A 23,229-nucleotide genomic window follows, 5' to 3' on the forward strand; every position below is an offset into this window, starting at 1 on the left:
AATGTCCGCATGATTTCGTGGAATGAGATTCTCCAATATCTGAGCATTGCCGGGATGTTGATGGCCTCGGGCGTGGGCGCTCCCATCCCCGAGGAAATACCAATCGCCACCGCCGGCATCATGGTTGGCCGGGTCTGGGATAATCCCGGCGGGATGCACTGGTGGATCATGCTGCCGGTGTGCATCGTGTCCGTCGTCGCCTGCGACTCGATGCTCTACTATTTCGGCCGTCGCTGGGGAGGCTGGCTGATCCAGCGGAAATGGGTGCAGAAGCGGGTGCTGCCGCCGGATCGCCGACTGAAGATTGAAAAGAATTTTCATGATTATGGCATCGGCATTTTGCTCATCGCCCGCCTGCTGCCCGGCATCCGCGCGCCTGTCTTCATGACGGCGGGGATGATCCGGTTGCCGTTCCGCAAGTTTTTGCTTGCGGACGGGTTGTATGCCATCCCCGGCGTGAACCTGATCTTCTGGCTGGCGTTTGTTTTTGCGGACAGTTTTATCGCGATTTTGAACAAACTCGACACCTATCGGGAACTGGTCCTGATTGCCGTCATCTCTTATGTGGCGGGGTTTGCCACTTCGGCTGTGTTGAAGCGCCGGGGGTCGGCGGGCGATCCGAATGAAATTCCGGTGGTCGGCAAGACGGTGGTGATGGTTCATTCCCATCTGACGGGCGAACATAAGCAGCACGACGAACCAAAACCTGTCGTGGAAAAGCCCGTCGAGCCAAAGAAAGACATGGGCAAACCGGCCGAGCCGTGGGCCGATTTGGACAAGCCGACCGAACTGAAATCCGATGCCGAGAAGCATCAGGAGTTCCCGCCGATCACGCCCTGAGCCATTTCAACCGACATTTCATTTCCTTCCCCGGTTGGTGACAATCAACAGGGGAGGAAATCATGACCAATCAAGAAGTGTCTGAACAATTGCAAACACACGCCCGTGAATTGCGGGCGGCCCAAGGGAATCTTTACCGCATCCGAGCCTACCGCCGGGCGGCCATGGAAGTGCAACGCTTCGACAAGCCCCTCGTGGAAATCCTTGTCGAAGATCTCGCCCGCACTCCCGGCATCGGCAGGCATCTGGCCATCGTCATCTCGAATTATGCCCGCACGGGTGTCTGGCTGACATACGAACAACTGGCGGCCTGAGCGGAAGTTCGCTGTCTTATTCCTTCTCAAACAACCCCTTCGGGGCCGGGAATTCGGCTTTCGCGGGCGGGGCAATGCCCAACGCCTTGGCGAAGATCGAAGCAATTGTCTGCGGAGTCACTTCTTCCTTGCGGATGCCTGGCTTCACATTGGCCCCGAACACCAGCAACGGCACATGCGTGTCATAGGGATATGGCGAACCGTGATTTGTGCCGGTCAGCCTGTCCCCCTCAAGCCAGTATGGTTTGAGAAGAATCCCCAAGTCTCCGCTGCGGGAGGCGTAATATGATTTTTTCATCCGCTGCCCGATGCGGTCATCGGCCGGGAACGATCCTTCCAGTTCTTCGCGAGTGAATGTCCGGGCAATTCCCTCTTGCTTGGCGAGAAAGCTCGCAAGAGTTTTCGCCACGTCGGCCGTTTTCAGTCCGTTGGCGGCAAGCAATTTTTCGTTGAGATATACCCACGGAGAGGTTACGTTTTCAATGAACCGGGTTTTCTTGTCAGAAACGGCATCCGGCATGTAAGTCAGCCGGAGATATAGTTCCGCGGCGGCCATGATTTTCTTGGACGGGAACCGTTTGGCGTCGAGGCCGTTCTTGGCGCTCAATTCCGGCAGGGGGCATACGCCGTGGTCGGCCGTGAGGCAGAGCAGGTATTTGTCCTTGCCCACCGTCTCGTCAAGGAATTTCAACAGATCGGCCATGATCTTGTCCGAACGGAGCGTGGTGTCCAGCACTTCCTGCGAATCCGGACCCCAAGAATGCCCGACGCTGTCGTTGCTCGAAAAGCTCACGCTCAGCAAATCGGGTACTTCGTGCTGGCCGAGTTTCTCGGCAACAACGGCGGTTTTCACCAATTCCAGCAACAGTTCGTTCCCATACGGGGAGTTGTAAAGAGCCTCATAATAGGCTTTGCCGATCTTCTTGCCCCCGCCGTCCGTCGGGTGGGGGAACAGCCTGCCCTGCTTGATGCCCGTGCCTTCGCCGACGCCTTCGTCCACGCCGCTGTATTTGGCGTAATCCAAATCCGGGCGATATTTTGACCAGTCCTTCCCAAACCAGCGGTCGGCGATCCGGCTTTTGTTGAACTCGGCCACCCACGGATGCACCGAGTCGCGGAAAAACGAGGAGGTGACGATCATTCCATCGGCGCTGTCAAGCCAGTAAGCCCCGTCGGCTTTGGAACCAACCGGGAGAATCGCGGAGCGGTCCTTGAACGAGAGGCCAATCACACGGGCCTTCCCGCCGGTTGCTTCCTTGATTGCGTTGCCAAAGGTCGGGGCCAGCAGGCGCTCCGGTGTGCCCATTGCCTTGACTTCTTTTTTCTCCGTTTCCTCGGTTTCCTTCTTCTCCGTGTCCTCAGGTTTAACCGGTTCGGGAACCACTTTCGGGGCCGGGGGAACACGTTCGTATCGGCTGCTCTCGGAGCAATTCACCGTGGCGGCCGACTTCCGTTCATACCATGTGTTGCCGATGATCCCGTGCGCATCCGGGGCGCATCCGGTCAACATGGAGGAATGCCCCGCGCCGGTCACCGTGATTGCGTATGGGTAATGGCAGTTTTTATACCAAGCCCCGTCCTTCTCCATCCGGACGAATCCATCTTGGCCGAAGAGCGGCTGCCACTTGTCAATGTAATCCCCTCGCATTTGATCGAACACGACAAGGACGACGAGTTTCGGCTTCTCCGGCTCGACGGCAAACAACGGAGCGGCCGTCAGCAATCCGATCAGGGCCAGCAGACGGAACATAAGGTTGGTCACAACAAATTGGGTGGAAAGAATACTGTTGAAGATATTTGTTTTTACGAAGGATCGCGTGGAAAAAACACAGGCCACGCCCGCTCTTCATCAAACGCACACTATCCCCACATGTTTTGACGGCCTCGCTTGCCTCGTTGTTCAACCGGCTTCTCCGTAAACCAATTCCGGAACTTTCAACCGGGGTGTCAGATGCACGTGTTCATGAGCGCGGGGGAGCCAAGCGGGGACCTGCACGGGGCCAATCTGATCCGGGCCATCCTTGCCGCCGACCCGACCGCGAAGATCGTCGGTTTCGGCGGGGAGAAGATGCGGGCCGCCGGGCAGGATGTGCATTATCCTCTCGCCCAGCATTCCGTGATGTGGGTGTTCGATGTTCTCAAGCAGATTCGCTTCTTCCGGGAATTGCTCGACAAAGCCCATGAGTATCTGAAGACCCACCGCCCGGATGTCGTGGTGATGATCGATTATCCCGGCTTCCACTGGAAACTGGCCGAGCAGGCAAAAGAGGAGGGGATTCCGGTCGTCTACTTCGTCCCGCCGCAAATCTGGGCGTGGCGGCAGGGCCGGGTCAAGAAGATGAAGAAGTTGTTGACCCATGTTCTCTCGGCGTTGCCGTTTGAACATGATTGGTTCACTCGGCGGGGTGTGCCGTCCACGTACATCGGCCATCCTTACTTCGACGAACTGGCCTCCCAAAAACTCGACGATGCGTTCATGGCCGTCGAACGAGCGAAGCCGGGCCGGGTGGTGGGCATCCTGCCGGGATCGCGCAACAGCGAAATTCGCAAGAACGCCCCGGAGATGCTGCGGGCGGCCCGGAAGATCCACGCGGCCAACCCGAACACCCGGTTCATGGTGGCGGCGTTCAACGATCAACAGGCCGAGGCCGTGCGGGAACTCATCGCCCCTTGGAAGATGCCGGCCGAGGTGTTTGTGGGTCGGACGCCGGAAATCATCGAGCTTTCCGAATGTTGCATCTCGGTGTCCGGTTCGGTGAGTCTGGAGATGATGTGGCGCCGCAAACCCGCTGTCGTGATTTACCGGCTCAAACGATACGAGTGGCGCATCGGCCGGCATTTCAAAATCGTGCCGTTCATCAGCCTCGTCAACCTGCTGGCCAGCGAAGAACTCTACCCGGAATTTCTGGTCGCCAGCGACCCGTCAAAGAAAGTGGCCGCCCGCATTACCGAATGGCTAAGCAACCCGGAACAAATCGCTGCCATCAAGAGCCGACTGACGCAATTGTGCAACGAGGTCGCCAAACCGGGAGCCTGCGAACTGGCCGCAAAGTTTTTGATTGAGCGGTATCAGGTCGCCAAACAACCTGGCCCGACGTTTGACCGCCGACTATGATGATCGATTTTTAACATTGACTCGCAAAATCAATTCCTAAAAAGTAAAATCATGAAGTATTTAGTGAAATGTGAATGCGGCCATTCCGTGGAAGTGTCGGCAGGCGACGCCGGCACAAAAGTTAGTTGTCACTGCCAGCGACTGGTGGATGTTCCATCACTCCACCGGCTTCGACAGTCAGCGGGAGTTTCGAGCATATCGGCTGACTTGATGATCGAAACCATGCTGCAACAAGGCCGGCTTCCCGAGGAGAACGAGTGCGTCGGATGCGAAAAACCGACAACGGGGATTGTTTATGTCAATATTCAGTGCGAACGCGCGGAAGTTCGCAAGCCCGGCTATGGTTTGGAACTATGGGGGTTGCTGCTTGGCTGGATTGTGTTAAAGCGCAAGGGAGAGGCAAGGATCATTGGGCGCGATTTATCCTATCGCCTGCCCATGCGTATTTGCGAGAATTGTCGTCGCGGCTTGAATGACCGTGAAGCCGAAAAACTCGTGCGACGAATTCCTCTTTACAACGAACTGTTGGGGAAGTTTCCCAAGGCCAAGGTATCGCTGGCGATGATGTAGGCTCCCGATAAGAAAGCCAAACCAATAACCAACGACGCTTGGCTTTGGCGAACCCTCGTCCGTCAATTCCGTGTCAACGCTTCATCCAGATTCAACAAAGAATTGGCCAGGATTGTCCACGCCGCCAATTCGCCGACGGGCAACTTGGCGTCTCGCGGCGATTCACCCACGGAGAGCAGTTTGATGGCGGCCTTCTCGTCGTTTTGGAACCGTGCCCGCTGGCGGTCAAGAACTTTCGTCAACACAACGGACTCGCGTTCTTGCATCGGTCGGCCGGTGACCATGCGAAAGCCGATGTTCAGACGTTCTTCGGTCGTTTTGCCTTCGGCAATCATTCGCTCGGCGAACTTGCGGGCGGCTTCCACGTAAGTCGGATCGTTCATTAACACCAAGGCTTGCAACGGCGTGTTGGTTCGGGAACGACGGACGACGCACGTTTCCCGGTCGGGGGCGTCCAGCGTCGCCAGCGACGGCGGCGGGCAGGTCCGCTTCCAAAAGGTATACATGGTCCGCCGATATAGGTCTTTGCCGGTGCTTTGCGTGTAGGTTTGGGCGGTCCAATTAGCACCGTCCGCGCGGGACATCAGTTCTTCCCACAGTCCGGCCGGTTGATACGGCGAAACGCTCTTGCCGCCGATTTCGCCGTTCATCAACCCGCTGACGGCCAAGGCTTGATCGCGGATGAACTCGGCCTGCAACCGGAAGCGGGGGCCACGGGCCAACAACCTGTTTTCCGGGTCTTTGGCGACCAGTTCTTTCGACACGGCCGATGATTGCCGATAGGTCGCAGACATCACAATCAGTTTCACCAGTTGTCGAAGGTTCCAGCCCGATTCGCGGAATTCAACCGCCAGCCAGTCAAGCAATTCCGGGTGCGAGGGGTAATCTCCTTGCGTGCCGAAGTCCTCGGCCGTCTTCACCAACCCGGTGCCAAAGAAGAGCTGCCAGTAACGGTTCACCGTCACGCGCGCCATCAACGGGTTTTCCGGCGAGACAAGCCATTTGGCCAAAGCCAGCCGGTTGGCCGGGGCATCCTTCGGCAGCGGCGGCAGGACAGCCGGAGTGCCGGGCGTGACCTTTTCCCCCTTCTTGTCGTACTCGCCGCGAGTCAGCACGAACGTGTCGCGAGGCTTGGGCATTTCCTCCATCACCATTGCGGTCGTCGTGCTTCCTTCTTCGGTGGCAATCGACTTTCGCAATTCCGCAATCTTGTCGTTGATGGCTCGCAGCGCCGGGGAAACTTGTGTCTTGTAATAAGTGGCCAACTCTTGTTGTTGGGCCGGAGTGCGTTTGGCCGAATCGGCTTTCAGAATCGCATCAATGTTGGCCGGGATCGGATTCCCTTCATGCGGGGTGGCCGAATCGGTGGCCAGTAACCGAAACCGTGAAAACTGATGGTTTCCGAATGTCGAGTTGAATTGCAATTGAACCGTGACTTCCTTTCCGGCGGCCACGGGTTCGGCCAACTCGAAAATCGCATGGTGCGGCTTGCCCGTCTGCGGGTGAATCGCCCAGCCTTTGCCGTTCGGTTGAAGGAGGTTCTTTACATCAAAATTTCCGTCTACTTGGCTGTAGTCGGCCGAGGCCGAACGGAGTTTCAATGCGGTTGATCCTTTGCCCTCGCCAAGATTGACTTTGAAGCCAGTCATCACGAAGTTGCCGTTGGACGACCGGCCCGGCCCATTGCCGCTTTGCTTGTCGTCCGGAAGTACTTCCAACCGCAAGGCCGTAAGATTGGGCACGTCTGGTTTGAAGGTCATCGTGTAAACCTCTTGGGCCGGGTTCGGCCCGGCGGCAACGGTGATGCCGTCCGTGGTGGTGAACGTCGTCCCGTTTTTGCTCTTGAGTTTGTCAAGAACCAACTGCTTCCAAGTGGTCTTGGCCGCGTCGGGAGATTTTTCCCAAGCGGCCTGGGCGGCGACCACCTCCGGGTTCGGCTGGGCCAATTTCGCCTCCAAATCGGCGATTTCTTTCTTCCATGCGGCAATCTTGGCTTCTTGGGTCTTTGAGGGGACCTTAATCATGGGCACGGAATTACCCCGGCCGCCATCAAGGCCGTTTTCCGGCACGCTGTTGAAGTAGGCGTAAAGCTGGTAATACTCCTTCTGCGTTAGCGGGTCGTACTTGTGGTCGTGGCACTGGCAGCAGGCATAGGTGAGGCCCATCCACACGGTGGAGGTGGTGTTCACCCGGTCCACAATGTAGGCGGTACGATATTCCTCCGGGATGGCCCCGCCTTCAAAGTTGGTCATGTGGTTGCGGTTAAAACCGCTGGCGATCTTTTGCTCAAGCGTGGCCTTCGGCAGCAAATCACCGGCGAGTTGCTCGATGGTGAACTGGCCGTAAGGCTTGTTTTGATGAAACGCCTCGATCACCCATTCCCGCCATCGGGTCATGTCGCGGCCGTTGTCGATGTGGTAGCCGTTGGTGTCCGCATAACGGGCGGCGTCGAGCCAGTCGAGCGCCATGCGCTCGCCGTAACGGACGCTTCCGAGAAGCCGGTCAACGACTTTCTCGTAGGCGTTCGGCGAATTGTCCGCGAGATAGTCGTCGATTTCTTTTAGCGTTGGCGGCAACCCTGTCAGATCAAGGGTGACTCGGCGAATCAGGATGGTCTTCTCGGCTTCCGAAGCTGGCTTCAAGTTTTCGGTTTGCAGTTTCGCCATCGTGAAGCGGTCAATCGGGCTGGCGGCCCAGCCATCCCCGGTCTTCGGCACATCGGGGCGTTTCGGGGCGATGAATGCCCAGTGGCCCCGATACTCGGCTCCCTCGGCGATCCATTGCCGCAAAGTTTCAACTTGGGCCGGGCTGACCGTCTTCCCCGTGGTGGCCGGGGGCATGTGTTCCATCTTGTCCGTAGTCGTCAGCCGCTTGATGAGTTCGCTTTCGCCCGGCTTCTTCAGATCCAAAGAGGCCAACGCTCCCTCGCGGGTGTCGAGTCGCAGTTTTGCCTTGCGTTGCTTTTCATCCGGCCCATGACAGGCGAAACATTTGTCCGCCAAGATTGGCCGAACATCCCGGTCAAACTCAATTTTCGGGGCGGCAACCATCATACTCGGGAGGGCCAGCAACGTGAACAGCGAACGCAGAACCATCGGGTGTGTCCCCAATGAACGAAGAGGTAGGTCGGTCTGATTAGATTACACTCTCGGCGGCCGGAAATGAACCGGATTATTCCCCGGCCTCGGATTCGGGTTTCGCTGAGTTCGCATCCGAGCGGTCCCGCCCGGAGTCCCGCAGGGCCCTGCGAAGCAAAAACTCGATCTGGCCGTTCAAGCTGCGCAGGTCGTCATCGGCCCAGCGTTGCACGGCCGCCAACACCGCCGGGTCGATTCGCAGAAGAAAGGCTTTCCGTTCCGCCATTACGTGGGCACCTGATTTTGGGAAGTAACACAAAAACTCACTGGTAAATGGTTCCCGTGTTCATGATCGGTTGCGGGACGGAGTGGCCGCAAAGGACGATGAGCAAATTGCTAACCATCGCCGCTTTTCGGTCGCCATCGAAGTCCACGATCTTCTTGGCGCTCAACATTTCCAAGGCGTGTTCGACCATGCCGACCGCTCCCTCGACAATCTTGGCCCGCGCGGCGATCACCGCTCCGGCTTGTTGTCGCTGGAGCATCGCGGAGGCGATTTCCGGTGAATAGGCGAGATGGCTGATGCGGGCTTCCTCGATCACCACCCCGGCTTGTCGAACACGTTCTTGAACTTCGCTCTTCAATCGGCTGCACACTTCGTCGATGTGGCCCCGCAGAGCATATTGGCCTTCTTCCGCGTCGTAACTGTACTGGCTCGCCAAGCCTCGGAGGGCAGCCTCGGATTGCATGTGGACGAACTCTTCCGCGTCATTCACGACGAAGACTGCCTCGGCCGTGTTGACGATTCGCCAAACCACAATGGCCGCGATTTCAATGGGGGTGCCGTCTTTGTCATTTACCTTGCTGGGTCGCCGGGCCGTGTGGCCGGACGTGGTCACGTTGCCTTGCGCGTCCTTGCGTTCCGGTGTTTTGGTCTGCCCGGTCTCGAATGTCTGCACCCGCATGGAAACCCGTTGGGCGCGATAGAACGGGTTCCCGTAGTAAAGGCCCTGATCCTTCAAGGTTCCGACATATCGGCCGAACAACTGAACAACGCGCGCTTCATTCGGGTTAACGATCACAAACCCCGCCATGCCGAGACACCAAGACAGCACGAGCAGAATCGCCGCCAGCCCCCACGGCCAGAAATTATGCTGGTTGACGGCCGTGATGATGGCATAAACCACGCCCCCCGGAATGATGACCACAAACAAGGGGATCATCAACAGACCGGGAAGCAGTTTGCAAGTTCGCTCGTTCATGGAACCCTCAATAGATATCAAAGTGATATCATATTGACATCATATATTGCTCCGGGTTCGCGTCAATGGAAGAATTTGAAGAAACAAAGATCAAAAGCATGTTGGCATGTTCCACCCGGAGGTGCGCGGCCTTGATGGTGAAGTGTCATAACTTGAAAGCCGGGAAATCCTCAAAATTCCCTGTGGATCGGACGAGAAAACGCTGGTATAAGTGAGTTGTTGGAAATACCCGCCAAAAAATTCGCCTATTTGAGCCGACAACCCGCCTCAGAAATTAGCCTCCCGCCAACCATCCCACCGCATAAGGTGCCAGCCGATGCCTTCAATTCCCGCCGCCGGTAACCGTTTTGCTCCTGCCCGTCGCGAATTTCTTCGTGTTGGCGTGGTGGGTGGCTTGGGCCTCACGCTCGGCGATTTCTTCGCCATGAAGGCTCGGGGCGATCTCAAGAATTACGAGAGCAAGGAAGGCGTCGCCAAAAGCATCATCCAAATTGTCCTTCCCGGCGGGATGGCTCATCAAGAATCCTGGGATCCGAAACCCGAAGCCCCGCTTGAATATCGCGGGCCGTTCGGTGTCGCCAAAACAAAAATGCCCGGCATTGTTCTCAACGAGAACTTCCGCAATATCGCTCAAGTCGCCGACAAAATGACGATCATCCGGTCAATCGCCGGCAAAGAGGCCGATCACGGCCGGGCGACCTACACGATGTACACCGGCTACCGGAAGAGCCCGGCGATTGAACACCCGAGCCTCGGGGCGGTTGTCTCGCACGAGTTCGGCCCGCGCAAAGACCTCCCGCCTTATGTGGCCGTCCCTTCCGCGACCGAATACGGCGGCACCGGTTACCTCGGATCGCAGTTCGGCCCCTTCGGCATCGGCAGCGACCCGGCGCGTAACGGTTACAAGGTTCGTGATCTGTCGCTCCCGCCGGGCGTGGACGATCAGCGATTCTCGACCCGACGCGAAATTCGCGATGTGGTGGATGATCACTTCCGCTATCAAGCCGGGAAGGCCGAAGCCCTCGGGGCGATGGACGAGTTTTACCAACGGGCCTACGCCCTGATTAGCTCTCCGGCCGCCCGTGAAGCGTTTGACATTGAAAAGGAAACGGCGGCGACCCGAGCGAAGTACGGCACATCGGAAGCCGGGCCTCGGTTCTTGCTGGCCCGCCGGTTGGTTGAAGCCGGAGTGCGGTTTGTCACCGTCAGCTATGGCGGCTGGGACATGCACGCAGGCATCGAAAACGCCATGCGTCGACAGGCTCCGGGTCTTGATTCCGCGTTGGCCGGGTTAATTCGGGATTTGGATGATCGCGGCTTGCTGGCCTCGACGATTGTGCTGGTGACCAGCGAATTCGGGCGAACCCCGAAAATCAACGCCTCGGCCGGTCGCGACCACTTCCCCCGCGTATTCTCCGTTGCCGTCGCCGGAGGCGGGTTTAAGAAGGGCTTCGTTTATGGCTCGTCGAACTCGACCGCCAGCGAGCCGGAAGAAAACCCGATTCGCGTTGAAGACGTGCTGACCACCGTTTACCACCAACTCGGCATCAACGCCGACAAGGAACTGATGGCCCCCGGCGCCCGCCCCATCGAGATCATCGACGGGGGCGAAGTCGTCAAAGGGTTGATTGGTTAATTCCCGCCGTCAGCCACGCCCCGCGACGGTGTCGCGGGGAACTCCACGTTTTTCACTCCATGCCGATTCGTCGGGAGTTGTTCATCATGTATTCCCTTCGCATTCCATGTGCGTGTCTTGGGTTCCTGCTCCTCGCGGCCCAAGTCGAGGCCGGTATCCCTCGATTGGCCAAGTTGTCGCCCCCCGGCGGGCAACGCGGCACGACGGTGGAAGTCGAGTTTGCGGGCCGGGCCTTGGAGAAACCCCGCGAAGTCCTCTTCTATGAGCCGGGGATCACCGTCGAATCAATCGAGATGGTGGAAAGCACGACCAACAATGGCAAGCCGGTGTCCGTCGATCCCGGAACTCGGGTTCGTGCCCGTCTGAAACTGGCCCCTGATTGCCCCCTCGGACCGCACGGGCTTCGGCTCAACACCGCCGGGGGACTGACCGAATATGTCCGGTTCTTTGTCGGCCCGTTCCCGACGGTTGAAGAAAACGAAAACGTCTCCAAGCAGCGCAACGACACCCGTGAGACGGCGGTGCCCGTGCCGGTCAACTCCACCGTCCTTGGCAAAATCAACGACCCGACGGACATCGACTTCTACCGGATCGAAGTGAAACGCGGCCAGCGACTCTCGGCCGAAATCGAGGCGGCCCGGTTCGGGGTTGATCGCGGCATCCCGGACTTGCACCTTGCCTTCTACGACAACAAGGGCAAGAAACTGGCTGCCGCTGATGACTCGGCACTCTATGTGCAAGACCCGATCCTCTCCATCCTGGCCGATCGCGACGGAGAGTATTTCGTCGAAGTTCGCCACAGCATGTTCAACGGGGCCGGGGAAACATACCGCTTGCATGTCGGCACGTTTAGCCGGCCGACGGGAATCTATCCGGCCGGAGGCCAGATCGGTTCTGAACTCCGTGTCAAAGTCCTCGGTGATCCCAAGGGTGTTTGGGAGCAAACCGTTCGCCTGCCCGTCGCCCCGGAAGACTATCCGTTCACGGCCTCGGTCGATGGCGTGTTGACCCCGTCGCCGAATCGGCTTCGCGTGTCGCCTTTTCCAAACGTTTTGGAAACCGAACCGAACGACAAGCCGGAACAAGTGTCCTCGACATCAACCACCAGTTTGCCGGTGGCGTTCAATGGCATCATCGACAAGCCGGGAGATGTGGATTGCTTCCTGTTCCGGGCCAAAAAGGGGGAACAATTCAAGTTCCATGCGATGGCGAATGCCCTTGGCTCCCCGGTCGATCCGGTGATCTGGATCAAGCAAGTCGGCGGCAAGGCGAATGCCCCGGTCCTGCGGGCAACCGACTCGCGGCCGAATCAACTCGGCCAGCCTCCGTCGGGCGGCCTGAACCGCGAAACCCATGACCCGATTCTTGAGTTCTCCGCACCAGCCGATGGCGAATATGTGTTGGGTGTTGAAAACGAACGTGGCGAGGGCGGACCTGATTATGTCTACCGGGTCGAGGTTCAACCGGAAGACAACGCTGTTTACACCTACATCGCCCCGGAGGCCGAGAATCAGTTTCAGCCGCAAGCCCGGCAATCGGTTTCGGTCGCCGCCGGGAATCGTTACACCGTCCAAGTCGCCATCTTCGCCACTAACCGGCCTTACAACGGCGAACTGGAACTTGTCGGCGTGAATCTTCCCAAAGGCGTCTCGATCCACGCCCCGAAGCTGACGCCAAGCATGACACGAGTGCCGGTGGTGTTTGAAGTGGCCGAGGGGGTCAAGCCGCAATCCGGGTTGATCGATTTGGTCGTGCGGCCCGTCACCAATGGTTCGCCGGTGACCAGCGGCTACCGCCAGACCATTCAAATGAATGCTTACGGCAACAACGATTACTACCTTCACACAACAATTGAAAAGCTGGCTTTTGCCGTCACCGAACCAGCTCCGTTTCATGTGCAAGTCGAGGAGCCAAAATCGGCTTTGGTGCAAAACGGCGAGGTGTCGTTGAAGTTCAAAATCCTTCGAGACAAGGGCTTCGACGGCCCGGTGACCGTGCAGATGGAATGGAAGCCCGTCGGCATCAGCACCGCGACCCCGGTGACCGTGCCGGCCAACCAGACGGAAGGGGTCTATCTGCTCGGGGCGGCCCGCAACGCCGCCGCCGGGACGCATCAGATCACGCTCACCGCAATGACTGGCAACAGCAAGCGGGGTTATAATGATGGCGAAACCCGGGCTTATGTCGCCTCGCAGCCGTTCAAACTCACAGTGGCCGAGCCGCATGTTGAAGCCCGCATTCCGCGTGCGTCCATCGAACGTGGCAAGACGGCCAATATCGTTTGCAAGTTAAATCACCTGCAGGCCTTCGAGGGCAAGGCGAAGGCGACGCTCGCCCGCCTGCCACGCGGTATCGAACTGGCGGAGGCAACCCGTGAGATCACCTCGGCAGACAAAGAAGTGACTTTTACACTTCGGGCCACCTCCGAAGCCTTGGTCGGCAATTATCAAGGAATCGTGCTTGATCTCACCGTGATTGACAAAGGCCAGCCCGTGCGGCAACTGAGCGGCAGCGGTGTTCTTCGCATCGACGCCGAACGCGGCGCGCAACCGAAGAGCAAGTAGTTCACCAAATGTTTTCAATCCTCCATCGGTTGGCCCCTCATAAGGCGAATCTCTCAATGCGTACCGGAACCTTGGGCCTGACCTTCGCCGTTTTGCTCTCGCTTGGAGTCCGCGCGGAGGCGGCCGCCACCCTGAAGGCATTTCCCGCCACCATCGAACTGCGCGGGCAGGATGACCGCCAAGGGGTCGTCGTCCAACAGATTGATGAACAGGGCATCACAAAGGATGTCACCGCGACCGCCAAGTTCCGGTTGGCCGATAACACGATTGCCACGATCATCGGGCAATTGCTGTCCCCGAAAAAAGACGGTGCCACCAAACTGCTGATTGAACATGGCGGGCTGACCTCGGAAATCACCGTCAGCGTCAAAGACGCGGACAAGTCCCGCCCGGTCAGTTTCCGGCTCGATGTGATGCCGGTGTTCATGAAACATGGTTGCAACAACGGCAGTTGCCATGGGGCGGCCCGCGGCAAGGACGGTTTCAACCTCTCCTTGTTCGGCTTCGATCCCGCTGGTGATTACCACCGGTTGACACGGGCGATCATCGGCCGCCGGGTTGACTTGGCCGTGCCGGAGAAGAGCCTGCTCCTTGAAAAGAACATCGGAGCCGTGCCCCACACCGGCGGCAAGCTCTTTGACACGACCCATGAAGATTACAAAACGTTGCTCCGCTGGCTGAAAGCCGGCGCCCCGGACGACGCGGCCGGAACGCCCGTGCCCGCCAGCATCGAACTTCTTCCCTCCAAGATCGTTTTCTCGGACAAGGATCAAACTCAAAAGGTCGTCGTCCTCGCCAAGTATTCGGATGGTTCGGTTCGCGATGTGACCCGGCTGGCGTTGTACATGACGAACAACGAATCCATCGCCGCGATTGGCAAAGACGGCACGGTGAAAGCCGGCGGACGCGGCGGGGCGTTTGTCTTCGCCCGGTTCGGAAAGTTCACCGTCGGCTCGGAAGCCATCGTGCTGCCGACTGGCGACCAGTTTGTTTGGCCGGAAACGCCGGAACGCAATTACATCGACGGGCTTGTCTTCGACAAATTGAAGAAACTGCACCTCGCCCCTTCGGAACTGGCCACGGACGAGGCGTTCTTGCGACGGGTCTTCTTCGACCTTGTCGGCCTGCCGCCGACACGCGATGAACACGACAAGTTCCTTGCGGACAATGACCCGAAGAAACGCGAAAAGTTGATCGACACTTTGCTTGAACGTCCCGAGTTCGTGGACATGTGGGCAATGAAGTGGGGCGAATTGCTCCGCGTGCGGGCCTCCAATCAAGTGGCGCAATATGGCCGCGATGCCAAGGCGATGTTCACTTATGCCGCGTGGATCAAGGAGCAAATGGCGAAGAACCGGCCGCTAAACGAGTTCGCCGCCGAACTGCTTGTCGGGAGCGGGAGCAACTTCAAATCGCCACCGTCGAATCTTTACACGGCGGCGGAACGTCTCACGCCGGAAAAGACGGCTGAGGACATTGCCCAAGTGTTCCTCGGCATCCGCATCCAATGCTCCCAATGCCACAACCATCCGTTTGACCGATGGACGCTCGACGATTACTACGGTTTCTCCGCCTTCTTCGCCGGGATGAACCTGCGCCGGGGTGTCGAAGGCCGGGAGGTGATCGTCATCAACAACAACGCGGCCAACACCGTTGCCCACCCCGTGGACGGCCGGCGAATGAAGCCGAAATTCCTCGGCGGCGATGCCCCGGATGTCGAGGGCCAAGATCCCCGCAAGGCTCTTTCCACTTGGCTGACGGCCCCGGAAAATTCGCAGTTTTCGCAGACGATGGCGAACATCATCTGGTCGCACTTCTTCGGCCGCGGGATCGTCGAGCCGGTCGATGATGTCCGCATCAGCAACCCGCCGAGCAACAAGGAACTCCTTGAAGAACTTGGCAAAAAGCTCGCTGGCTATGGCTTCGACAAGAAGAAACTCGTCCGCGATATTTGCAATTCTCGGACTTATCAACTCTCGGCAAGCACCAACGCCACGAACGAACTGGAGGAGACTTACTTCTCCCACTCGTATGTCCGCCGGTTGCGGGCCGAAGTGCTGCTTGATTCAATCACCCGCATCACCGGGACGGAGGACCGTTTCGCCCAGTCGCCCCCTGGCACTCGGGCCGTGCAGATTCACTCGGGTGAAGTGACCAACTACTTCCTGACGACCTTCGGCCGGGCGCCCCGCGAAACGCCGTGTTCGTGCGAAGTGAACCGTGAGGCGAATCTCTCGCAAGCCTTGCACCTCGTCAACGGGGACACGATCACCTCCAAGATCGCCCAAAGCAAGCTGATCTCCGGCATGGTGGCCGATAAGAAGTCGCCGGAGGAAATCATCGAGGAACTTTATCTCCGCTCGTTGGGCCGCAAGCCAACGGTCACCGAATCCAAGCGACTGGCCGAGATCGTGAAACGCGAGACGACCGACCCCAAACGAATCGCCGCCTTGGCAACGGTTCAATCAGGCAGCGATCCGACTTACAAGCGGACAGTGGAACGACTTGAAACGCTGAAAAATGATCGTACGAAGGCTCCCAAAGACAGCAAAGAAGCCGCCGTCCTTGACAAGCAGATTGCCAATTTGGACCAGACGATCGCCGCCGCCCGAAAACGGTTCGAGGCGATGGCCACCCTGACCATCTACGGCGACATTCTGTGGGGATTGCTCAACTCCACCGAGTTCACGTTCAACCATTAATCGCCTGACCGGAATTGCCTTCATGTTGAAACACATCCTCGGAATCGTGGCCTCGTCCTTGGCCGTCTGCGGTTCGGCGTCGGCCCAAGCCCCGAAAGCCGACCCGAAGGCGGCGGTGAATTACAAGGACCATGTGCTGCCCATCCTGCGCATGCACTGTCTGAACTGCCACAACGCGGACAAGCCGAAGGCCGATTTGGATGTGTCAACCTACGCGGCCATCATCGCCGGTGGATCGAGCGGCGACACGGTCAAACCCGGCAATCCGGGACAGAGCCTGCTCTTTAAGGTGACCAACCACGAAGTCGAACCGCATATGCCGCCGAAGGGGCCGAAGATCCCCGAGGGGGAGATCGCGATTCTCAAGAAATGGATCGAAGGCGGGGCACCGGAAACCGCCGTTGGGGCGGCAAAGACCGCTTCGCGGAAAGTCGATGTTGATCCAGTGGCGGTGACGCTCGGCAAGCCGGACGGCCCGCCGCCGATGCCGGGAAATCTGCCGAGTGTCTCGCTGGCCAAAACGGCGAGGCCGCATCCGGTGACGGCACTGGCCGCCAGTCCGTGGGCGCCGCTGATCGCCGTTGCCGGACACGAGCGGGTGTTGCTTTATAACTCGGACACCCTGAAACTTTTGGGCACGCTCGCTTTCCCCGAACGCATCCCGTATGTGCTCAAATTTAGCCGCAATGGCAAATGGTTGCTGGCCGCCGGGGGCCGGGGGGCCTCGGCCGGCAAGGCGGTGATTTGGGATGTGACGACCGGAAAGCGAATCACCGAAATTGGCGACGAAGCCGACATTGTTCTCGCGGCCGATGTCAGCCCGAATCACAAACTGGTGGCCCTCGGCGGGCCGGGCAAACTCATCAAGATTTACGACACCGCCACCGGCGAACTGAAGCACAAAATCAAGAAGCACACCGACTGGGTGACGGCGATGGAATTCAGCCCGGACGGCGCCATGCTCGCCACCGGCGACCGTAACGGCGGCGCTTTCATCTGGGACGTGGAAACCGGCGGCATCGGCTTCACTCTCGGCGATCACAAGGATGCGATCACGGCCTTGAGTTGGCGGGCCGATTCGCAGATGCTCGCCTCGGCGAGCGAGGACGGCAAAGTCATCTTGTGGTATGCCGAGGATGGTTTCCCGACCCGGACGTTCAACGCCCAAGTTGACCCGAAGGCCACCGGAGCCGCCCGCAACAAACTCCCCGGCGTGCTTGGCGTGCAATACTCCCGAACCGGCCAGATTGCCACCTGCGGCCGGGATAACTCGGCCCGCCTTTGGTCCGGCAAGGGGGACCAGGCCGCCCGCCTCGAAGGCTTCGCCGATTTGCCTTCCCGCGTCGCGTTCTCCCATGATGGCGGCCGCCTTTTCGTCGGCGACTTCACCGGCAAAGTGCGAGTCTGGACGGTGAAAGACAGCCAGCCCGCCGGCGAACTGACGACCAATCCTGACTGAACGCCCCGGTTGTCTCACGCCAGCCAAAGGCCATTTCTCGTATCGCGTGATCTCTTCCCGTCTCCCCTCGAACCATCGGCAAAATCACTCCTGCCAGTGGTTCGAGGGCAAAGGCGAGGAAGAGTCCGCCGGTGATCCACATACAATTCCACGATAGTCGCAAGACGGGACAGACGATTCGCCACCGACGAGAGGGAAGGCCCGATGAGTTTCCTGATCGTCCTCGCGGCTCTGATCTTCCTGATGTTTGTGGCCTATCGCGGCCACAGCGTCATTCTCTTCGCTCCCGTCGCCGCCATGGGAGCCGTGCTGCTGACCGATCCCCGGCTGGTGGCCCCGATGTTCACCGGTCTGTTCATGGACAAGATGGTCGGTTTCTTGAAGCTTTATTTCCCGGTGTTTCTGCTCGGCGCGGTGTTCGGCAAGGTGATCGAATTATCGGGCTTCTCGAAGTCAATTGTCTCCTCGGTCATCAAACTGGTCGGACCGGAACGAGCGATCCCGTCCATCGTGATTGTCTGCGGCCTTCTGACCTACGGCGGCGTGTCGCTGTTTGTGGTGGTGTTCGCGGTCTATCCATTCGCCGCCGAGTTGTTCAAGCGGGGCGGCATTCCGAAACGGCTGATACCGGGCGCCATCGCGTTGGGGGCGTTTTCGTTCACAATGGACGCGCTGCCCGGAACGCCGCAGATTCAGAACATCATTCCGACGGCATTTTTCAAAACCACCACCTATGCGGCGCCGTGGCTGGGGACCATCGGGGCGGTGTTCATCCTGGTCACGGGGCTGGCGTATCTCGACTGGCGCCGTCGCCGGGCAAGTATCGCGGGCGAGGGTTATGGCTCCCATCCGCTCAACGAACCGGAAGCATTCGATCACGGCAAGTTACCGCATCCCTTTGTTGCCATCCTGCCGTTGATCCTCGTCGGGATTTTGAACAAACTGTTCACCCTCGCCATTCCAGAGTTCTACGGCCAGTCGATTTCCTTTGTCCCATCAGGCCAGACCGGGTCCGTGGTGCAGGACGTCTCCAAGGTCGCCGCCATCTGGGCCGTGGAGGGTGCTTTGCTGGCCGGAATTTTGAGTGTTTTCATCTTGGCCGGGAAATCTGTTGCCCGCCGGTTTGCCGAAGGTTCCAAGTCGGCCGTCTCCGGCGCTTTGCTGGCCTCCATGAACACGGCTTCGGAATACGGCTTCGGCGCGGTCATCGCGGCTTTGCCGGGGTTTCTGGCGATTGCCAATGCCCTGAAGTCCATTCCCGGACCGCTTGTCAACGAAGCGTTCACCACCACGACACTCGCCGGCATCACCGGTTCGGCCTCCGGCGGCTTGAGCATTGCCCTTGCCGCCCTGTCGGACACCTTCATCGAGAACGCGCAACTCGCGGGCATTCCGCTGGAAGTGTGCCACCGGGTTGCGTCCATGGCGAGCGGGGGAATGGACACCCTGCCGCACAACGGGGCCGTCATCACACTGCTCGCCGTCACCGGCCTGACACACCGTCAGGCTTATGGCGATATTTTTGCCATCACACTCATTAAAACGTTGGCGGTGGCCGTGATCATTGTGATCTTCCATCTGACCGGCCTTGTTTGAGGCCGCCACGGCAGGCAGAGGTTCCCAACATTGGGGAAATCCCTCTCATAAGGCATGATTTCTTTGCCAAAGTCTTCAAAATTTGATTGTTTTTTTCAAAGGCGACGCTTAGATTGCCAAATCACTTCATTTCTTTTCTTGATTTGAACTTGAGGTTATCATGAACTCTTCACATGCTGACAGGCGGGGGTTTACCCTCATCGAACTCTTGGTGGTGATCGCGATCATCGCCATTCTCATTGGCTTGCTGCTGCCGGCCGTGCAGAAGATTCGCGAGGCCGCGAATCGGATGAAATGCACCAACAACATCAAGCAGATCGCACTGGGGGTGCATAACTTCCACGACACCAACGGCGCGTTGCCTCCGGCGGTGATGATGAACAGCTCGGTCAACAATCCGGCTGATTTTAATCAGAACTTTGGTCCCAACTGGGCGGTGTTGATCCTTCCTTACATCGAGCAAGGCCCGTTGTTTTTGCAGGCGACTGCGAGCATCCAAGCCTACATGGCCAATGCAGGCGAAACAGGCTGGCGTTCGATCCGTGGCAACAAGATCCCCATGTACCTCTGTCCGTCCGACACCGGGTCGGGAACTCCTTGCTCGCAACTCGGCGGGGGGTGGGCACGGGGGAATTACGGGGCCAACGCAGGGCCGGACATGTTTTGGGTCGGCGGCTCCGTCAACGGCACTTCTCCGATGACCAGCCGGACGGGAGTTCTCAGCGACGGTTATTACAATCCGCCGCTTCCCGGCCTCACCACGTCTCCGGTCATGGGGGTGAACTCGACCAACGGCTTTGCTTCCATCACCGACGGTCTGAGCAACACCGTTTTGATCGACGAATTGCGAATCGGGCCGGCTGACAGCGATATTCGCGGCACTTGGGCATTGGGCCAGGTCGGGGCCAGCATTCATGCGGCGGCCGGCCGGATTGACACGCCGTACCCCAACTTCAGCACCAGTGGCGGGGATGATATCCAAGGCTGCACGGATAGTGCGGCCGCCGGGATGGGTTGTTGCTCAAGTTGCAACAGTTGGCAGGTGGTCGCCCGCAGCCGTCACGTTGGCGGCGTGAACACCGGCATGGGCGACGGATCTGTCCGGTTCATTAAGAACTCAGTCGGCGCCGATCAATGGTTCTATCTGCATGGCGCCGCCGATGGCATCACAAGCAACAGCAACAATTGACGGACACTGGCTAATGCGTTGAAACTTTTCCCGCCCATGACCGCCGGTTGTGGGTCTCTCCTTTTCGAGTCATTAATGAAGAGCCAATTTTGGCCTGTGGTGTTTGGTGGTTTGTTCTTGGCGATGTTGCCTGGCTGTGGCGGTGACGGTGAAACCGAGGTGACTGGCAAATTGTTTGTCAAGGGCGAACTTTACAAGCCAGCTCCGGAAGAGCAAGTGATGGTGGTCTTCGGCGAGTTGGCCGATGGGAAGTTGACCGGCAAATCATTCCCGACCCGTGTGGAGGCCGATGGCGGTTTCCACGTCAAAGGAACGGATGGCAAGGGTATCAAGACGGGCAAATATCGCGTGGGCGTCAGCAGTGTTCCCGAAAAACCCGCCCCCGGCAAACCGATGGCTGACAAGTTCAAGGGAGCATACGACCTCCAGAAAAGCTCTGTCACGGTGGATGTCAATTCCTCCATGAAAGAAGTCAAGTTGGAACTGCAATGACCAAATTGGGAAAGGGCTTTCCCAATGACGATGTTTTAAATGTCGCAAGAGTCTCTGATGACATTTGGCAATTTCTCGACGCAAAGTCCCCTTTTTCTTTTTAATCTTTGCCGTTATATCCCCTCTTGTCGTCGCTGAGGAAACCAATCGGCGACAGATGACTCGATGGAATGACAACCCGGATCGCCATCCTCCCTCACGGGGGGCGGTTCGGCACATGTTCAACGCGGTCTGTTTGGTTCAACCGTTCAACATCATGCGGGGACGGAAGGACGGCTTCTTCGGATGCCGGGATCAATGGTTCGGGACACGGCTTGGTCGGCCGCCCCGGAATGTTGATCGCCATTGGCGGCCGCCAATCTCCGGACACTGCGAGGCGACCCTCACCGGTCCCTCGCGGTGTCCCTTGTGTCTCATGAAGGGTGGGGGAAAAACGCCGTCGGGTGTGCGAAAGCCACCCGGCGGCTGTTTTTATTCATGCCGACCATCCGAAAATCCGGTCAGTCATATCAATCAAACACCACCGTTTTGCGGTCGTATACCAAGATGCGGTGGTCGATGTGCCAACGCACGGCACGTGACAGCACGGCTTTCTCCAAATCCCGGCCTTTTTCCAGCAGGTTGTCCAGTCCGTCGCGGTGCGAGATGCGCACCACATCTTGTTCGATGATCGGTCCTTCGTCGAGTTCGTCCGTCACATAGTGACTGGTCGCCCCGATCAATTTCACTCCCCGTTCAAACGCCCGGTGATATGGTTTCGCTCCGCTAAAAGCCGGCAGGAACGAATGATGAACATTAATGATCCGACCGGGATACCACCCCACGAATTCCGGCGACAGCACCTGCATGTAACGGGCCAGCACCACAAGGCTGACACCATGTTCTTTCAACAAGCCATGTTGTTTGTTCTCGGCTTCTGCTTTTTTGCCAGGTTCGACCGGAATGTGATGGAACGGGATGCCGTGGAAGTCGGCCCACCGTTTCGCGTCGGGGTGGTTGCCGATAATCAGCGGAATATCGCACGGCAACTCGCCGCCCTGATGCCGGTAAAGCAGATCTTGCAGGCAATGATCGTATTTGGAGACAAACAAGCCGATCTTTGGGCGTTGCTCGGCAGACTCAAGCCGCCACGCCATGCCAAACCGTTTGGCAATGGTTTGGAAACGCTCGCCGAAGTCGCTTTTCGAGAGGGCAAAGCCTTCCAAATCCCACTCGACTCGCATGAAAAACAGCGACCGTTCCGCGTCTTGGTGTTGATCTGCGTGAAGGATGTTCGCATCGTGCTTGTACAGGAGCTCGCTGACGGCCGCGACGATTCCCTTGGTGTCCGGACAAGTGATGAGCAGAACGGCGGAGCGTTTCATGGATGGTTTTCTCGGGCGTGATCTTCACGACCACAGGATAGTCGCCGATGCCTTGGATAACCGCAAAATTCCGAAGTTGGCCCGGCGGGGAAAGTCGCCCTGCCTACAATTTCCGCACCGATCTCTCACAGGGAGTCTTCACGATGAGGCATGTTCTTCCGATTTTTGCCGTGCTGCTGGCCGGCATGGAAATCCGGGCCGAGGAGTTGAAGCCGATGATGGATGTGCCTTATGGCAAACATCCCCGGCAGGTGCTGGACTTTTACCCGGCCAAATCGGACAAGCCGACCCCGGTGGTGTTCTACATCCACGGCGGCGGCTGGCAGGGCGGGGACAAGAAAACGAATCCGAAGCGGTTCAATGACAAGGGAATTTCTGTCGTGGCGATCAACTATCGCTATGTGAAGCAAGCTGTCGAGGAAAAGGTGGAACCGCCGGTGAAGGCTCCGCTGGAAGATGCAATGCGGGCGTTGCAGTTCACCCGGTCAAAAGCCAAGGAATGGAATCTCGACAAGACGAAGATCGGAGCCACCGGCGGATCGGCCGGCGGTTGTTCTTCGTTGTGGCTTGCTTTCCATGATGACATGGCTGACAAGAACAGCAAAGATCCGATTTCGCAAGAATCCACCCGCTTGTATTGCGCGGCGGTGGATGGGGCGCAAACGTCGCTTGATCCGAAGGAACTGCGGGAGTGGATGCCGAACTACGGTTACGGTGCCCATGCCTTCGGCCTGCCAAATTTTCAGAGCCTGATTGACAACCGTGAAAAGGTGAGCAAGTGGATCAAGGAATACTCGCCGATTGAGCATGTGTCCAAGGATGACCCGCCCATCGGCCTGTTCTACGGCGGCGACAAGGACGCTAAGGTCGGCGACTCCCCGAAAGACCCGACCCACTCGCCGATTTTGGGCATCAAGTTGGAAGAGAAACTAAAGGCCACCGGCGTGGATACAATCCTCGTCTTTCCGGGGCATCCGAACGAAAAGTACAAAAACTCCGGTGATTATCTGATCGACCATCTGCTGAAGTGATCATCGGCAATTGGCTGA

At 58.3% G+C, this 23,229-nt stretch carries 17 protein-coding genes; 12 read left to right on the plus strand and 5 right to left on the minus strand.

Annotated features, from left to right (window positions below):
* Nucleotides 1-9: 9 nt before the first annotated feature.
* Complete coding sequence (locus tag BGIM_RS0120885) at nt 10-840, plus strand: DedA family protein (RefSeq protein WP_020471680.1); 831 nt, start codon at nt 10-12, stop codon at nt 838-840.
* A gap of 62 nt (nt 841-902) precedes the next feature.
* The gene (locus BGIM_RS0120890; RefSeq protein WP_020471681.1) at nt 903-1,154 is read left to right on the plus strand and encodes a helix-hairpin-helix domain-containing protein; all 252 of its coding nucleotides are present in this window, start codon (nt 903-905) and stop codon (nt 1,152-1,154) included.
* A gap of 16 nt (nt 1,155-1,170) precedes the next feature.
* Here the strand turns inward: BGIM_RS0120890 and BGIM_RS0120895 are convergent, their stop codons facing one another.
* Nucleotides 1,171-2,904, minus strand: coding sequence for an alkaline phosphatase family protein (locus BGIM_RS0120895; protein WP_029630233.1), 1,734 nt, complete (start codon nt 2,902-2,904; stop codon nt 1,171-1,173).
* A gap of 201 nt (nt 2,905-3,105) precedes the next feature.
* Between BGIM_RS0120895 and lpxB the strand changes: the two genes are divergently transcribed.
* Complete coding sequence (lpxB, locus tag BGIM_RS0120900; RefSeq protein ID WP_020471683.1) at nt 3,106-4,269, plus strand: lipid-A-disaccharide synthase; 1,164 nt, start codon at nt 3,106-3,108, stop codon at nt 4,267-4,269.
* Between the two features lie 51 nt (nt 4,270-4,320).
* Complete coding sequence (locus BGIM_RS0120905) at nt 4,321-4,839, plus strand: hypothetical protein (RefSeq protein WP_157369285.1); 519 nt, start codon at nt 4,321-4,323, stop codon at nt 4,837-4,839.
* A 62-nt stretch (nt 4,840-4,901) separates the two neighbouring features.
* Here the strand turns inward: BGIM_RS0120905 and BGIM_RS0120910 are convergent, their stop codons facing one another.
* The 3 genes from BGIM_RS0120910 to BGIM_RS0120920 all read right to left on the minus strand — a co-directional run bounded on the left by BGIM_RS0120910 (nt 4,902) and on the right by BGIM_RS0120920 (nt 9,178).
* Nucleotides 4,902-7,934, minus strand: coding sequence for a PSD1 and planctomycete cytochrome C domain-containing protein (locus BGIM_RS0120910; protein ID WP_020471685.1), 3,033 nt, complete (start codon nt 7,932-7,934; stop codon nt 4,902-4,904).
* A gap of 76 nt (nt 7,935-8,010) precedes the next feature.
* Nucleotides 8,011-8,202, minus strand: a complete 192-nt coding sequence (locus BGIM_RS0120915) for a hypothetical protein (protein ID WP_020471686.1) — start codon at nt 8,200-8,202, stop codon at nt 8,011-8,013.
* A 37-nt stretch (nt 8,203-8,239) separates the two neighbouring features.
* Nucleotides 8,240-9,178: an SPFH domain-containing protein gene (locus tag BGIM_RS0120920; RefSeq protein WP_020471687.1), complete on the minus strand. Its 939-nt coding sequence runs from the start codon at nt 9,176-9,178 to the stop codon at nt 8,240-8,242.
* Between the two features lie 316 nt (nt 9,179-9,494).
* On the opposite strand from BGIM_RS0120920, the gene BGIM_RS0120930 reads away from it, so the two are divergent.
* The 7 genes from BGIM_RS0120930 to BGIM_RS0120960 all read left to right on the plus strand — a co-directional run bounded on the left by BGIM_RS0120930 (nt 9,495) and on the right by BGIM_RS0120960 (nt 20,816).
* A complete protein-coding gene (locus BGIM_RS0120930) occupies nt 9,495-10,814 on the plus strand; it encodes a DUF1501 domain-containing protein (RefSeq protein ID WP_020471689.1) in 1,320 nt (439 codons plus the stop codon).
* 86 nt (nt 10,815-10,900) lie between these two features.
* On the plus strand, nt 10,901-13,378 hold the full coding sequence (locus BGIM_RS0120935; protein WP_157369286.1) for a PPC domain-containing protein: 2,478 nt from the start codon (nt 10,901-10,903) through the stop codon (nt 13,376-13,378).
* 56 nt (nt 13,379-13,434) lie between these two features.
* Entirely contained in the window at nt 13,435-16,080 is a 2,646-nt protein-coding gene (locus BGIM_RS0120940; protein ID WP_040889507.1) for a DUF1549 and DUF1553 domain-containing protein, read from the plus strand.
* 22 nt (nt 16,081-16,102) lie between these two features.
* Nucleotides 16,103-17,539: a c-type cytochrome domain-containing protein gene (locus BGIM_RS51595; protein ID WP_020471692.1), complete on the plus strand. Its 1,437-nt coding sequence runs from the start codon at nt 16,103-16,105 to the stop codon at nt 17,537-17,539.
* A 204-nt stretch (nt 17,540-17,743) separates the two neighbouring features.
* Nucleotides 17,744-19,135: a GntP family permease gene (locus BGIM_RS0120950; RefSeq protein WP_020471693.1), complete on the plus strand. Its 1,392-nt coding sequence runs from the start codon at nt 17,744-17,746 to the stop codon at nt 19,133-19,135.
* 160 nt (nt 19,136-19,295) lie between these two features.
* Nucleotides 19,296-20,324: a DUF1559 domain-containing protein gene (locus BGIM_RS0120955; protein ID WP_020471694.1), complete on the plus strand. Its 1,029-nt coding sequence runs from the start codon at nt 19,296-19,298 to the stop codon at nt 20,322-20,324.
* Nucleotides 20,325-20,399: 75 nt separating this feature from the next.
* Nucleotides 20,400-20,816 carry a hypothetical protein gene (locus BGIM_RS0120960; RefSeq protein WP_020471695.1) on the plus strand — a complete coding sequence of 139 codons (417 nt, stop codon included), beginning with the start codon at nt 20,400-20,402 and terminating at the stop codon, nt 20,814-20,816.
* A 509-nt stretch (nt 20,817-21,325) separates the two neighbouring features.
* Here BGIM_RS0120960 and purU read toward each other — a convergent pair.
* Nucleotides 21,326-22,180, minus strand: coding sequence for a formyltetrahydrofolate deformylase (purU, locus tag BGIM_RS0120970; RefSeq protein ID WP_020471697.1), 855 nt, complete (start codon nt 22,178-22,180; stop codon nt 21,326-21,328).
* Between the two features lie 143 nt (nt 22,181-22,323).
* Between purU and BGIM_RS0120975 the strand changes: the two genes are divergently transcribed.
* On the plus strand, nt 22,324-23,211 hold the full coding sequence (locus BGIM_RS0120975) for an alpha/beta hydrolase (RefSeq protein ID WP_040889509.1): 888 nt from the start codon (nt 22,324-22,326) through the stop codon (nt 23,209-23,211).
* Nucleotides 23,212-23,229 lie beyond the last annotated feature (18 nt).

The organism is Zavarzinella formosa DSM 19928 (genome assembly GCF_000255705.1).
Lineage (GTDB): Bacteria > Planctomycetota > Planctomycetia > Gemmatales > Gemmataceae > Zavarzinella > Zavarzinella formosa.